The organism is Bradyrhizobium sp. 40, assembly GCF_023100925.1.
GTDB lineage: Bacteria > Pseudomonadota > Alphaproteobacteria > Rhizobiales > Xanthobacteraceae > Bradyrhizobium.
Genome location: NZ_CP064688.1, coordinates 5,762,547 through 5,777,367, shown reverse-complemented (window position 1 = coordinate 5,777,367; position 14,821 = coordinate 5,762,547). Strand labels below are relative to the sequence as shown.

Genomic DNA, 14,821 nt, shown 5'->3' with positions numbered 1-14,821 from the left:
CACCTGCGGTGTCGGCGCATGGACGAGGGATGAAGATTGTCTGAATCGACGAGGTCATGGCCGTTTCGGGTCGCCGTGCTGGTGCCCTGCTACAATGAGGAAGCCGCCGTCGCGACGGTCGTCGCCGATTTCCGCAAGGCACTGCCCGCGGCCGAGGTCTTCGTGTACGACAACAATTCGACCGACCGCACCGCGGCGGTCGCGCGCGAGGCCGGCGCGATCGTGCGCAGCGAACGGCGCCAGGGCAAGGGTCACGTTGTGCGCCGCATGTTCGCGGATATCGAGGCCGACATCTACGTGCTCGTCGATGGCGACGCGACCTACGACGCGCCGAGCGCGTCGCGCATGATCGACCAGCTCCTCGATGAGCATCTGGATATGGTTGTCGGTCTGCGCGTCGATCAATCGCAAGCGGCCTACCGGCGCGGTCATCGCATCGGCAACCGGCTGTTCACCGGTTTCCTGGCATCGACCTTCGGTCACGCCTTCAAGGACATCCTGTCCGGTTACCGCGTGTTCTCGCGCCGCTTCGTCAAATCCTTCCCGGTCCTGTCCGGCGGTTTCGAGATCGAGACCGAGTTCGCGGTCTATGCGCTGGAATTGTCGCTGCCGGTCGCGGAGGTCGAGACGCCCTACTACGCGCGCCCGGAGGGCTCCTTCTCCAAGCTCAATACCTGGCAGGACGGGTTGCGCATCTTCAACACGATGTTGAAGCTCAATCGGTCGGAGCGGCCGCTGCGCTTCTTTTCGGCGATCGGCATCGTCTTCGCGCTGCTGTCGATCGCTTTCGGATTGCCCGTCGTGATCACCTTCCTCGAAACCGGCCTCGTCCCGCGCCTGCCGACCGCCGTGCTCTCCATGGGCCTGATGATCATGGCGCTGCTTTCGGCTTCTTCGGGGCTCGTGCTCGACACCGTGACGCGCGGCCGGCGGGAAATGAAGATGCTCGCCTACCTGTCCCAACCGCCGCTCGGGCGGACCTGAAATTGCCTCCGGAGCCGGGCGCAATCGTATGGACCGCTGCCCTCCAAGGTGATATCCCGCCGACGCGATGAACGATCTCTCCCTCACCATCCGGTCGGAAGCCGCCGGCGATGCTCAGGCCATCGAGCGGCTGCACGAACGCACCTTCGGACCCGGCCGCTTCGTGCTCAGCGCGTACCGCATCCGCGAGCATGTGGATCATGTGCTCGAACTATCCTTCACCGCCCGCGTCGGTACGTTGCTGATCGGATCCGTCCGGCAATTGCCGATCTGCGTCGGCGACACGCCGGCACTGCTGCTCGGGCCCCTGACGGTCGAGCCTCCGTTCCGCAGCCGCGGCGTCGGCCGGCTGCTGCTCGAGCGCGCGCTGAAGGATGCGAAGGCGCAGGGCCATCGCCTGGTGCTTCTAGTCGGCGACGAGCCCTATTACAGCCGCGTCGGCTTCAAGCAGGTCGCCAAGGGACGCGTCACCATGCCGGGCCCGGTCGATTACAGCCGGCTCCTCGTCATCGAGCTGGTCGAAGGCGCGTTCGAAGGCGTATCGGGTCCGGTCGGTCCCGACTGGAGCAAGACGCGAACCTGACGCGTCATCGCTTCGAAGCTCACATGAAGGTAGGGCAGTGCCGGTCGATCAGCAATATTACCGGGAAGTGGCGTCCGGGAGCACGGCGGAAAAGCTGCTGATCGCGGCGCGCGACCGCATCTTTCAGGATTTCCTCGCCCGGATGCAGCCGTCTGCCTCGGACGAAATACTGGATGTCGGCGTGTCCGACGTGATCAACGACGGCGCCAACGTGCTGGAACGAAGCTACCCGCATCAGCACAAGATCACGGCCTGCGGGCTCGGCGAAGGATTAGGGTTCAAGACGGCTTTTCCACTTTGCCGTTACGTGCAGATCGAACCGAATACACGGCTGCCCTTTGACGACAATGCGTTCGATGTCGCGACGTCCAATGCCGTGCTCGAGCATGCCGGCAGCCATGGAAATCAGGTGCTCCTTGTCCAGGAGCTTTGCCGCGTTGCGCGGCGGGTGTTCATCACGGTGCCCAACAGGTTCTTTCCGGTCGAGCACCACACCGCCATCCCCTTGGCGCACTATCTGGATGGCACTTTCAGGATCGCCTGCAGGGTCGCCGGCAAGTCGGAATGGACCGACGAGCAGAACCTGATCCTGATGACGCGAAAACGGCTGCTGGGGCTCGCCGCCAAGTCCTCCACCCCCAAGTCCGCCGCCGTGGGCTACACCGGTTTGTCGCTCGGCCCGCTATCGTCCAATCTCTATCTCGCATTCCGCTAACGCAGCGCCGCCTCCCCCGCAGCATGATCCCGATGAACAAAATCCGCACCAGCAAAGCCGTCTTCGCCGTGTTGTTTCTCGCGGTGCTGGTCGGCCATTTCTGGACCATGATGCGATGGAGCGAGGCGCGCGGCGTCTATGACGACATCTGCTACCTCAGGCAGGCGCATCTATTCCAGAGGTTCGGGCTGGTGGAGGGCTTCGACACCAACCTCGCCCGCGACGACGATGGCTATCAGAAAGCAAAGCTGAAGGAGATCGGCTACCCGGACTGGAACGATACGACCGCTGCGCCCTGTCACAATCTGATGCCGGCCACGGGGAAGGTCGTCATTCAATACCCGCCGGGTGTCGGCCTCGTGTTGGCGTTGTTTCCGCCGGGTCACCAGGTCGTGCCCATGTACATGCTGGCGACCATTATCGTGCTCGGCTTCGCGCTGTTTGCCCTTTCTCTCGCGCGCAGCATGAGGTCGGTCCTGATGGCCGGGACGTTCGCCTGTCTTGCGATCTACCTGATGGTCAATCCGGTCAAGGCGAGCTATTCGATGGCCCCGACCGTCGTCGTGTGCGCGCTCGCCGGATGTCTCACGGCGCGATGGCTGGCGGGCCCGCGATCCCAACCGGGGATCTGGCTGCTGGCGCCCATCGGTTTCCTGCTCGGATTAACCGTCGATTTTCGGTTGGCCAATCTCTTCCTGGCGTCCGGCTATGGCGTGTTTCTCCTCGTCGCGTTCCTTGCGGAGCGGACGTTGTCCCGGTTCTTGCAGGGGGCTGTGTTCGGCGTCGCGTTGCTGGCCGGCGTGATCCCGACCATCGTCTCTTACGCCGTCAACGCCGGCAGTCCGTTCGCGTCGACCTACGGCAACAACCCCGATGTCAGGCCGCTGGATTTTTCGTTCGCGGTGGTCCGGGACTATCTCGCCGATCCGCTCCAGACCTTGCTGATCGTCATCGGAATCGCAGGCTCGATCTGGCTGTTGCGGCAGGCGAACGGCATTCGCCGCGTCGCGCTGCTCACGTTGGCCAATCTGGCGCTCAACCTCGCCTTCTTCTTCACCTATCCGATTGCGACCCCATACTACACGATCCCCATTTCTCTCCTGACATTGTGGACCCTGCTGTTTGCCGTGCTGTTTCGGGAGGCGGCAGAGGGGGCCCCCGAAGCGGCCGCCTCAGCCACAGCACGATGAAGTCCGGCTAGCTGTCGCGCTTTCAGAACTTGAAGTTCGCGAACGCCCGCACCCCGATGCCGGGCATCAACACCTCGTCCTTGGTGTAGGACACCGAGTTGCGGATGTTTTCGTTCAACAGATTGTTGCCGACGAGGCCGAGCAGCATCTCGCGCGCGCCGAATGCATTTGGGTCGAGCTTGGTCTTGTAGCTGACCTCGGCCTTCAAGAGGTTGTAACCCGATGTCGGCGTTTCCGCGATCACGGCGACGTTGTTCTGAGCGAAGGCGTGCAACAGATTGACGCGCATCAGCCAGTTGTCGTCGCGCCAGAACACGCCGGCGCCCAGTCTCAGCGGCGGAATGCGCGGCACGTTGGTGCCGTCGGTGAAGGTGGCACGGACCACGTCGAACTGGTTCTCGATGCCCCAGATGCCGCCCCGGAATGCACCGACGTCGAGCTGCGACTGGAATTCGCCGCCGCGGAAATTCGCGTCCCGCTGCGAATAGACCGCCTGGTTCACCTCGGCGCCGGGTGCGCCGCACGAGGCAAAATCGTCGTCGCACATCACGCCGGTGAGACGGCGATAGATGAAATTGTTGAAGTGCGTGTAGTAGACGGTCGCTTCGAACCGGAACGGTCCGGTCGCCTTGCGCAGGCCAATCTCGACGGACTTCGCGGTCTCGATGCCGAGGTTGGGGTTTCCGATGTCGAAGGTCGCGGTCGCATCATGCGCACCGCGCGAGAACAGCTCCGCCGCCTTAGGCGCGCGCTCGACATATTGCGCGGTGATGCTGCCGACCAGGCCGCCCGGCAGGTCCTGCAACAGGCCGACGCTGCCGCTCTTCGGCGTGAACGCCGGATTGCGCGAAATCGCCGCCTGCGGTGTGCCGTCGGGCAGGAAGTCCGCGGGAAAATCCGGCGTCGTGCCGTGCAGCTCGACATGCTCGATGCGCCCGGCGATCTGCGCCCGCGTCGCGTCCGTGAACTTGAACTCGTTGAAGGCGTAACCGGCGACGCGCGTGCTGTTGTTCGGGTCCCACAGGCCGTTGAACAGCGTGCCCGGATTGTCCGAGCTCGGTGCGCTCAATTCCTGATGGCCGACCTGGAAGCCCAACGCCGTCGTCACCTCGGCGAAGCGCGCGTTGAACGGCATCAGCTGCACCTCGGTGCGGATCTCCTGCTCCTTGTTGGTGAAGGTCTGCCGCACGGCGTCGCTATTGGGATCGGCGGGATCGGCAAGCCCGATCTCGTTGTGCCGGTAGTCGGTCGCGCCGGCCCAGAAGCGAACGACATCGATCGCCGCAGCGTCGGGATGGTACTCGCCCTTGACGTTGATCTTGGTCTGATGGCCGTCGATCCGCGTGTTGTGGTCAGCGCCGTCGATCCCGGGGATGTGGTAGAGCGCGTCGTTCTGCGTGATCGCCGCACCGATATAGCCGCCTTGGAAAAAGTAGGAGCCGCCGATCGAGGCCCCGTCCGAGCGTGTCGCCGAGTTGGGCTGGCGTCCGTTGGCGACGGGCCGGGTCTGGTCGGTGAGGTATGGGTAGCTCGGGATGCTGTAGTCGGTGGTGTTGCGCCCGTAGACGTCGGCATGGAAGGCAAAATTGCCGCCGCCGGTGTCGAGCAGCACGCCGCTTTCGACGCCGCGGTCGACCGAACTGAACGCGCTGCGCGTCTCGGCGGTGATGCAAGGCGAAGTCGCGGTGCTCGCGAGCGGCGCCTTGACCGGCAGGCCGAAACTCTGGAACGGCTGGGCACCGCAGTTCGGCAGCGCATCCGGAATCCGGTTGTTGGTGGCGCTGACGACGCCGCCGATCGAGGTCGAGCCGTAGCGCAGCGCGGCCGGTCCGCGCACCACCTCGACCTGGTTGGTCGCGAGCGGATCGATCGGGACGAAGTGGTCCTCGCCGAGATCGGAGGCGCCGCCGGCATTGGTGCCGTTCTCGACGATGCCGACGCGGTTGACGTCGAGCCCCCGGATGATCGGCCGGCTGGAGGCACCGGGCGCGAAGCTCGAGCCGGTGATGCCGGGCTTGGAGAACAGGAGATCGCCGAGCTGGCCGCCGCCCTCGCGGCGGATCTCTTCGTTCGGCACCACCGTGACCGTCGCGAACTGGTTGGTCACGATGGGCAGCACGCCCTGCTGAGGTGCGGCCGGCGCCGCGGCTGCCGGCGTGGCGTCCGCCGTGCGTTGCTGGCTACGTGCCCGCGCGGTTCGCGTGGGTCGGCCCGAGTTGCGGGTCGGCACCACCGCCCTGCGCACGATGGGACTCGGGGCCGTCACGGTGACGGCGGGGATCTCGGTCGATGATTTATCCTCGGCCAGCGCCGAGGTGGCGGCGCCGAGCAGAAGCAGGCTTGCTCCACCAAGACGCTGCGCGCGCCGCAATTTGAATGACATGGTCCTGATTCCAGTCAGGCGCCGTCCGCAATGTTCGTCTGCTGATCGGAGGCGGCCTGCCGTCGCTGGGCGACGGAATTCGACTTCAACTGCTCCCGGGCATGCGCCGATTTGCGGCGAGCCCGAGCATGATCAAGCGTTGTTGGAAGTCAGGAAGCGGGAGGAGCGCGCGGCTGGAATGCCGTGCCGGCCGATTTCAGATGGACGAATTCGGCATCGGTGGTGCGGTAGAGCAGGTCGATCGCCTGCGGCAGCAACAACACAGGCGGCGCCGCGAACATGACGGTGCCGGCCATCGCGACCAATGCGCAGATCGCGCAATTGTCCTCGCCCGGGTGCTCCCGGTCGGGAGCCAACGGCGATTGCCTCGCGACCGCCGCGCGGTCGATCGAGGCAAGGCTTTGGGGGCTGTCGGTCTGCTGAAGCGAGGACTGAGTGAGGGGAGCCGCCTGGGCGAACCAATGGCTGTGGCCGAACGTCAGCGCGAACTGCACCAGCATCGCGAAGATCGCGAGCCGGGCGCCGTGCCTGATATTCGACCGGAACCACTTCATCTGGAAACGTCACCCCACATCGCCAGGTGCCAATCCCCTCGGCGTTCCGCGATGTTATAATGTAACATCGCCCGATCAGTCAGCGGATGTCAACCGCTGTCGAGCCGACCCGCGCGGGCCGGCTCCTCGCCGTGTCGTGCGGGCAACTGAAAGATCTAGGCTGAGGACCTAACGAATGGCTACGGGGACGCAATTGATTGACTCAGTGCCAGCGCGAGGAGGCGGCATCAGAGGTTTTTGCTCTGGAGCCAGGTGCGGATGGCCTCGATGTGTTCTGCCTTGCGCTCCAGCGGCAGCCAATGCCCTGCTGGCATGCTCGTCACGGTCAGGTCCGGGCAGGCCGCGCGCATCGGGTCACCTTGGCGATTTCCGATGATGCTGCAGATCTGATCAAAGTCGCCGTTAACGAACAGCACCGGCTGCGACAGGCGGCCGCCACTGGGTGCTTTGCGCGCATAGGCGATGTTGGCGTCGTCGTTCAGGTACCACGCGCAGGATGGGCGGAAGCCATGAGTCTTGACCGTCTGCACCAGCACGTCGAAATCCGCCGGCGGCCAGAGAGCGGGATCGGGCTCAGTCGGCGGAGCGCGGTGCGCGGCGCCAAAGCGCCCTCCATTGCGCGTGACCATCGCATTCGGCGAAACCTTGCCGATGCCGGCGGGGTCGCCTGGCCGAAAGATCGACGCCAGCGATGCTGCCAAGTCTGCATCGAGGTCGGCGACTGCCGCCTCGAAGTGCGTGGTGTAGTAACGGTAGTAATCCCACTGGCCATCCGGATATTGGTCAGCCGGATAGATTGTTCGGTCGACCAGCGGGACGACTGTGCGCAGGGCGTGCCCGTCGGGTTGATATGCCAGCGAGGTCAGCACGACTCCGCGGCTGCGCTTTGGCTGATGCGCGACCAACTCACCGACCACAACACAGCCCCAGTCGTGGCCAACCCAGATCGCAGGCTTGCCGCCCAGGTGATCATGGAGTTCGGCCATGTCCGTCACGATTTCCTCGATGGTATAGGCTTCGTTGGCTGCGGGCGTGGAAGAGCCGCCGTAGCCGCGCAGATCGGGAGCGACGCAGTGCCAACCGTCGGCGGCAAACGCGTCCATCTGCGCGCGCCACATCAAACTGATGCTCGGCCAGCCATGGACGAAGATCATCAACGGTCCGTCGGCCGGCCCGCACTCGATATAGCGCGTTGTCTGACGAGGCGAGCTGAACGTGCGCTGGTGAAGTGGGTCTGTCATGGTCGAGTAACTCCGCTTCTCATCGAACGCTCGCGCTGTTTGGGTGCTGCGAATGCTGCGTTCAGAACTGCTCTTGTCCGCGGCGGGCGATGCCTGGACAGGGACACGCCTGCCCACGGTCGAGGAAGAACCGCCTCCAGATTTCCTAACGCGCTACATTCGACCGGGTTCGGGGGCGAAGGCGCTCTGGAGCTTCCGGCGAAGAAGGGACGATGGGGTTTATCCAACTAACGGAAGCGAAGGGAGGCGGGTAAGCTCGGCCATGCTGGCCCGTAAGCCGCCTACCGCCCTTCACGGACCCACGTCGCAGCAAACGCGCCGAGCAGCAGCAACAGGCCGATCAGGCCGGCAAAGATCGGCAGCACGCCGACGCCCTTCACGACGCTGGCGTCGCGCATCCGCACGCCCATCCAGCCGTCACCATGGAAGACGCTCGCCGAGCGGACCGGCAGGATGCGCGGCAGCTCGACGCTGGCGCCGTCGACCACGCGCACGGCGTCACCGCCGGTCGCCTGGGTCAGGGGCTTCAACGTGTCGGTGGTGGAGGTGACTTCCGAAAATTCCTTCGGATTGGTCGGGCCGACATTGATCAGCGCCTTCAGCGTGCCGTCGGTGGCCTGCCACAGGCCGAGCTCGCTCGCCGGCAGGCTGGCGCGCCATTCGCCGGGATCGCCGGCTGCAAGCGTCAGGTCACGCGACACGCCGGACGGCGAGGTCACGCTCACCGGCTGAACGCTGTCCGCCATGGTCTGGCGCACCACCACGAGATTCTTGCCCTGCACCTGCAGGCGCAACGCTTCCTCGTCCAGATCCGGCTGCTTCATCAGCCAGTGCGACATCCGCCGCAACAGATCGAGATGCGGGCCGCCGCCTTCATAGCCGCGCGCCCACAGCCAGATGTGGTCGGAGAGCAGCAGCGCGACGCGGCCCTCGCCGAAACGCGACAGGAACAGCAGCGGCTTGCCGTCGACGCCCGTCATGACGGGCGGGTTGACCGCATTGCGGGTCTCGACGGTGCGGAAGAACCGGCTCCAGCGCGGCGGCTCGGAGGCCGAGCCCTCGAGGCCACGCGTGACGGGATGGCGTTTGCCGACGTCGGACAGATGCGCGTAGAACGGCTTTTCCGTCACCCCGACCGGTTCGGCCGGCAGCACCGAATCCAGCGGCGTGCGCCAGATGCTGGTGTTGGACGCGTAGTCGGGGCCGGCCGAGACCAGCACCGCGCCGCCGGAACGAACGTAGCGTGCGATGTTGTCGAAATAAGCGATCGGCAGCACGCCCTGGCGGGCATAGCGGTCGAAGATGATCAGCTGGAATTCGTTGATCTTCTGCTGGAACAGCTCGCGGGTCGGAAACGCGATCAGCGACAATTCGTTGATCGGCGTGCCGTCCTGCTTCTCCGGCGGCCGCAGAATGGTGAAGTGGACGAGGTCGACGCTGGCATCGGACTTGAGCAGATTGCGCCAGGTGCGCTCGCCGGAATGCGGCTCGCCCGAGACCAGCAGCACGCGCAGCTTGTCGCGCACACCGTCGATGGCGACGACGGCGCGGTTGTTCACCGGCGTCAATTCCCGCTCGAGCGGCGAGGCCTCGATCTCGACGATGTTCGGCCCGGAATGCTTGATGTCGACGTCGACGCTTGCGGCCTGGCCGCTTGAAAGCGTGCGCTCGTTGATGACCTCGCCGTCTCTGCGGACCGTGACCTTGGCGCGCTCGCCGCTGACGCCCTGATCGTCGAGGCGGTAGGTGATGGTCTGGGGCTGCCCGACGATGCCGAAACGCGGCGCGGCGATGACCGCGATACGGCGGTCGCGCTCGTCCTTCTGCCCGGTGATCAGCGCGTGCACCGGCGCCTGGAAGCCGAGCCCCGCGGCGTTGGCCGGAATGTCATGGACGCGGCCGTCGGTGATCAGGAACGCACCGGCGACCCGGTCGACCGGCACGTCCGACAAGGCCGAGGCCAGCGCCCCGAACAGCTTGGTGCCGTCGGTCTCGCCGTCGGCCTGCCCGGCATCGACGACGCGGACCTCGAGCCCCTTGATCTTCTTCAGGCTGTCGACCAGCGCTTCCTGCGCCTGAGCGGCTTCGCGATTGCGATTACCGAAATTCTGGCTCGGGCTCTTGTCGACGACGATTGCGGCGACCGAGGTGAGGGGATCGCGGTCCTCGCGGGTGAAGGAGGGGTTGGCGAGCGCCAGCAGGAACAGCGCCAGCGCGGCCACGCGCACGGCGGCGCCGCGCGCCCGCGCCAGCAGCAGCACGAGCGCGATGACGACGATCGCGGCCAGCGCGAGCCACAGCACGATCGTGGGAACCAGCGGCGTGAATGCGATGCCGTAATTCATATCGATCCTATTGCCCCAGCCGTTCGATCAGGGCCGGTGCGTGCACCTGGTCGGCCTTGTAGTTGCCGGTCAGCGTGTACATCACGATGTTGGCGCCGGCGCGGTAGGCGAATTCGCGCTGGCGGGGGTCGCCGCCGGTCACCGGCAGCATGGCCTGGCCGTCGGGCCGCACGGCCCAGGCGCCGGCAAGGTCGTTCGAGGTGATGATGATCGGCGAGACGCCGTCGCCGCCGCGTGCCGGCCGCTGCGCGCTGTCTTCGTCGTCTTCGCGCGGCAAGGTCTCGACCCAGGTCTGGCCGGTTGTGAAGCGGCCGGGGAAGTCGCGCAGGAGAAAGAAGGTCTTGGTCAGCACGTGCTCGCGCGGCACCGGCTCCAGCTCGGGCACGTCGAGCGAGGACAGGATCTCGCGGAGCGTCTGCATGGCGGGGGTCTGCGCGGCGCCGTTCGCGCCGGGCGGCGCTTCGACCGCGTCGCGGGTGTCGAACAGCACGGTGCCGCCCTGCTTCATGTAGGCGTCGATCTTGTTGATGGCGTCCCGGGACGGCTTGGGCGCGCCCGGCACGATCGGCCAGTAGATCAGCGGGAAGAAGGCGAGTTCGTCGCGCGCCGGATCGATGCCGACGGGATCGCCGGCCTCGAGCGCGGTGCGCTGCGCCAGGAACAGCGTCAGTCCCGACAGCCCTGCCCTGACGATGGAATCCACGTCGGCATTGCCGGTCACGACATAAGCAAGGCGGGTCTGCGACACCGCCTTCATCGCGAACTCGTCGGACGCGCTGTCCGCGTGCGACGGCGTCGGCACGAACGAGGCGAAGCCTGCAAGCAACAGTCCGACGACGATCATCGCGGGCGCGGCGCGGCGGCGCAGCAGCGCGGCAAGACCGCCGCCGAGCACCGCGACGATAATGGCGTCGATCAGGAACAGCGCGAGCGCGGTCGACAGCAGCCAGCCGCGCAAGTCCTGCGGCTCGGCATTGGTGTAGGTGGCGCGCCGGGCGCGCAGGCTCGCGGTGTTCAGGGCTGCGATACGGTCGGCGCTGGCAAGCGTGTTCACGGCGAGCGGTCCTTCTGCCGGACCATAGAAGCCCGGCGGATGATCGGGTGTGGCGCGGTCGCGATAATCCGCGGGCAGCGGCTTTGCGGCGGCTGGCGGCGGGCCGAAGACGCCGAAGCCGTCGAGGATGTGCAGCGGCGCCACCGTCTCGGCGGTCCCCTCAGTGGCAACGCCTGCACCCGGCTTAGCGGTATAGCCGGACATGTCGACGACGCGCCGCAGGATTTCGACGAAGGTGCCTGACATGGGCAGATCCGACCAGCGCATGTCTGCGCTGACGTGGAACAGGCTGACGACGCCCTTGCCGCGATGCTCGCCCGTCACCAGCGGCGTGCCGTCTTCCAGCGACGCCCAGCTCTTGGTGGCGAGCACGGCGTCGGGCTCGGCCAGCACCTGGCGGCTGATGGTGACGTCCTTGGGGACCACGACGCCGGCAAACGGACCGTCAGCGGCAAAGGAGGCCAGATGTTGCGGCTTTTCCCAGGTCAGGCTGCCGCCGAGCGTCCGGCCGCCCTTGCGCAGCTTGACGGGAACGAGATCGTCCTCGGCCTGCGCCAGCCGCGGACCAGCGAACCGCACCAGCACGCCGCCCTGATCGATCCAGGCATTGAGACGCTCGCGGATTTCCGGGGCGATGGTGCCGACATCGGCGAGGATGATCATCGGCAGCTTCTGGTCGAGGAACTGCGTGATGCCCTGCTGCGGCGAGCCCTTGTCGGCGAGCCGCACGTCGGCGAACGGCGCCAGCGCGCGGGTCAGATAGAAGGTCGGCGCCAGCAGCGGCTGCGCGGTCTCGCTGGTCGAGCCCGAGACGATGCCGATGGCGCGGCGGCGCCAGCGCTTGTCGAGCAGCTGCACCGCTCCTGCGGAGCGCTCACCGGCAATTTCCAGCCGCGTGATGTCGTTGCGCAGCTCGACCGGCAGATCGAACGAAGCTTCGGTTTCCTTGTCCTGCGGGCCGAACGAATAACGCGCTTCGCCGATCGGCGAGGCCTTCTGGTCCAGCGCGCGCACGGTGCCGATGGCGATTCCGCTGTCGGTGCGCAGCACCTTCACCGTCATCCTGGCTGCGGCATTCTCTGCCGCGACCAGCGCCAGGGCTGAGGAGGTGCCGCCTTCGAACACGGTCAGGCTGCGATCGCCGACGGTCTTGCCGAGGCCAGCCACGAATTCCTCGCCGCGACCGGTGTCGACGCTGTCGGAGAGCCAGGCGATCTCGCAGTCGCCGGTCGCCTTCAGGAAGCGATCGATTGCGGTCAGGGTCTCGACGCGCTCGATCGAATACGGCTTCGGCGTGAGCTGCCGCAGCGCGACGCGCGCGGCGCCCGCCGGCATCAATGTGATATCGCGGTTCGGCTCGGACAGCGGCACCAGCGCAATCGCACGGCGGTCGTTCTCGGCACTCGCGATCAACTCGTCGGCGGCCCTGATCCGGATGTCCCAGTTCGATGCCGCGCTCCAGCCGTCGTCGAACATGATCATCAGCGGCGCCTTGCTGGCGGCCGCGCCTGTTTGCGGATTCCAGATCGGGCCGGCGGCGGCGAAAATAACCAGCGCCGCAGCCAGCAGCCGCAATGCTGTCAGCCACCACGGCGTCCGCGATGGGGTCTCTTCGCGCGGTGCGATGTCGAACAGCAGGCGCGTCGGCGGAAACTCGATGCGGCGCGGCCGCGGCGGCATCACGCGCAATAGCCACCACAGCACCGGCAGGCTGACGAGGCCGATCAGGAGCAGCGGTTCGGTGAAGGCGAGCGGCAGTCCCATCATGCTGCCGGCCCCGCCTTGATGGTCGTGGTGCGGGCGCCCGACTTGCTCACCTGCATGCCGGCATGCAGGAACAGCAAGAGCTCAGCGGCCGAGCGGTCGGTGGCGTGCGTCGTGAACAGCCAGTCCAGCTTGTTGGTCTCGGCGCGGATCTGGTCGCGGTGCAGCGCGAGCCGCGCGGTGTAATCCTGCGCCCAGCTCTCGGCGCGGCCGGCGGTGATCACGCCGAACCCTTCCGGCTCGACGAACTCGACGCGGCCGGAATACGGGAATGATTCCTCGGCGGGATCGACGACCTGGACCAGCGTGCCATGCGCACCGGAGCCGGACAGGCCGGCGAGCGTGGTCCTGATCTCGGAGATCGGCGACCAGAAATCCGACAGCACGATCGTCTCGGCCAGCGCCGCGGGCACGAAGGACGGCGGCAGGCTCAAGCGGTCGGCATCGTCGTGCAGCATCGCCTGCGCCATCTTGTCGATGACGCTGCGGCTCGCGGTCGGTGCCATCAGCCCGGGAATGCCGACGCGTTCGCCGCCGGAGACCAGCAGCTCGGCCAGCGCGAAGGCGACGATCAGCGTCCGCTCGAGCTTGGATTCACGCGCGTGCTTTGAAGCGAACGCCATCGAAGGCGAGCGGTCGGGCCAGATCCAGACCGTGTGCGAGGCTTCCCATTCGAGCTCGCGGACGTAGAGGAGATCGTCGCGCGCCGAGCGCCGCCAGTCGACGTTCTGCGACGGCTCGCCGGAGACGAAGCGGCGGTATTGCCAGAAATTTTCGCCGGAGCCAGCGCGGCGGCGGCCGTGCAGGCCGTGGATGACGTTGGCGGCGATGCGGCGGGCCTCGAGCACCAGGCGCGGCAAGGAAGCTGCGAGCGTGCGGCTTTCGCCATCGGCACGTCGGATCGCGATGATCTCCTTCGCTGCGTGCCCGTTCTCCGCCGCCATCAACCGATCCGTGTTTTCAATTGCCGGATCACGTCCGGAATCGTGCGGCCTTCGGCGCGCGCCTGGAATGTCAGCGCCATGCGGTGCTTCAGCACGGGCTCGGCGAGGTCGAGCACGTCGTCAATCGAGGGCGCAAGGCGTCCGTCGATCAGCGCGCGTGCGCGCACCGCGAGCATCAGCGATTGGCTGGCGCGCGGGCCCGGTCCCCAGGCGATGAACTTGCTGGTGTCGCCGCCATCCGGACCCGGACGGGCCGAGCGCACCAGCGACAGGATCGCCTCGACCACGGAATCGCCGACCGGCAGCCGCCGGATCAGTCGCTGCGCGGTGATGAGTGCATCAGGGGTCATCGCGCCCTTTGCCAGCGTCTCGTCGGCGCCGGTGGTCTCGAACAGGATGCGGCGCTCGGCGTCACGATCGGGATAGTCGACGTCGATCTCCATCAGGAAACGGTCGAGCTGGGCTTCAGGCAGCGGATAGGTGCCTTCCTGCTCCAGCGGGTTTTGCGTGGCGAGCACGTGGAACGGCTTCGGCAGATCGTGACGCGCGCCGGCAACGGTGATGTGCTGCTCCTGCATCGCCTGGAGCAGCGCAGATTGCGTGCGCGGGCTGGCGCGGTTGATCTCGTCGGCCATCAGCAGTTGCGCGAACACGGGGCCGGAGATGAAGCGGAAGGCACGCTTGCCGGAGGTGCTCTCGTCGAGCACTTCGGCGCCGAGAATGTCCGACGGCATCAGGTCGGGCGTGAACTGGATGCGCTTGGCATCGAGGCCGAGCGTGATGCCGAGCGTCTCGACCAGCTTGGTCTTGGCGAGACCGGGGACGCCGATCAACAACGCATGGCCGCCGGAGAGGATGGTGACCAGCGTGTTCTCGATCACGCGATCCTGACCGAAGATGACGGACGCGATCGCATCCTTTGCCGCACGAATCTGGCTCGACACCTGCTCGGCTGAACGGACTACTCCGTCTTCGAGCTTCTCGACACTCTCAGCCATCCGTTAGCTCCTTCAGCCTGCCATGCGGCTCGCTTGCGTCGTCATGTCATCACGTCCTCAACTCAA

11 protein-coding genes are annotated in these 14,821 nt (G+C 66.3%); 4 read left to right on the top strand and 7 right to left on the bottom strand.

All coding sequences use genetic code 11. From position 1 onward, the window contains the following. Window positions 1-36: 36 nt before the first annotated feature. The 4 genes from IVB40_RS27760 (at window position 37) to IVB40_RS27745 (ending at window position 3,472) form a co-directional block, all read left to right on the top strand. Window positions 37-984, top strand: a complete 948-nt coding sequence (locus tag IVB40_RS27760) for a glycosyltransferase family 2 protein (RefSeq protein WP_247816896.1) — start codon at window positions 37-39, stop codon at window positions 982-984. 67 nt (window positions 985-1,051) lie between these two features. Then, window positions 1,052-1,567: an N-acetyltransferase gene (locus tag IVB40_RS27755; RefSeq protein WP_247816895.1), complete on the top strand. Its 516-nt coding sequence runs from the start codon at window positions 1,052-1,054 to the stop codon at window positions 1,565-1,567. 37 nt (window positions 1,568-1,604) lie between these two features. After that, complete coding sequence (locus IVB40_RS27750) at window positions 1,605-2,282, top strand: methyltransferase domain-containing protein (RefSeq protein ID WP_247816894.1); 678 nt, start codon at window positions 1,605-1,607, stop codon at window positions 2,280-2,282. Between the two features lie 32 nt (window positions 2,283-2,314). Next, on the top strand, window positions 2,315-3,472 hold the full coding sequence (locus IVB40_RS27745) for a hypothetical protein (protein WP_247816893.1): 1,158 nt from the start codon (window positions 2,315-2,317) through the stop codon (window positions 3,470-3,472). A 22-nt stretch (window positions 3,473-3,494) separates the two neighbouring features. Here IVB40_RS27745 and IVB40_RS27740 read toward each other — a convergent pair whose 3' ends face one another. From IVB40_RS27740 to IVB40_RS27710, 7 genes are all read right to left on the bottom strand, one after another. Then, the gene (locus tag IVB40_RS27740; RefSeq protein ID WP_247816892.1) at window positions 3,495-5,855 is read right to left on the bottom strand and encodes a TonB-dependent receptor; all 2,361 of its coding nucleotides are present in this window, start codon (window positions 5,853-5,855) and stop codon (window positions 3,495-3,497) included. A 149-nt stretch (window positions 5,856-6,004) separates the two neighbouring features. Next, window positions 6,005-6,409, bottom strand: coding sequence for a DUF2946 family protein (locus tag IVB40_RS27735; protein WP_247816891.1), 405 nt, complete (start codon window positions 6,407-6,409; stop codon window positions 6,005-6,007). A 227-nt stretch (window positions 6,410-6,636) separates the two neighbouring features. Continuing rightward, window positions 6,637-7,650, bottom strand: a complete 1,014-nt coding sequence (locus IVB40_RS27730; protein WP_247816890.1) for an alpha/beta hydrolase — start codon at window positions 7,648-7,650, stop codon at window positions 6,637-6,639. Between the two features lie 281 nt (window positions 7,651-7,931). Beyond that, a complete protein-coding gene (locus IVB40_RS27725) occupies window positions 7,932-9,995 on the bottom strand; it encodes a hypothetical protein (RefSeq protein WP_247816889.1) in 2,064 nt (687 codons plus the stop codon). A 7-nt stretch (window positions 9,996-10,002) separates the two neighbouring features. Then, complete coding sequence (locus IVB40_RS27720) at window positions 10,003-12,816, bottom strand: DUF4159 domain-containing protein (protein WP_247816888.1); 2,814 nt, start codon at window positions 12,814-12,816, stop codon at window positions 10,003-10,005. Beyond that, a complete protein-coding gene (locus IVB40_RS27715; RefSeq protein WP_247816887.1) occupies window positions 12,813-13,757 on the bottom strand; it encodes a DUF58 domain-containing protein in 945 nt (314 codons plus the stop codon). Before IVB40_RS27715 ends, IVB40_RS27720 begins: the two co-directional genes overlap by 4 nt. Then, complete coding sequence (locus IVB40_RS27710) at window positions 13,757-14,755, bottom strand: MoxR family ATPase (RefSeq protein WP_027516392.1); 999 nt, start codon at window positions 14,753-14,755, stop codon at window positions 13,757-13,759. The genes IVB40_RS27715 and IVB40_RS27710 overlap by 1 nt, the downstream gene beginning before the upstream one ends. Window positions 14,756-14,821: the final 66 nt, after the last annotated feature.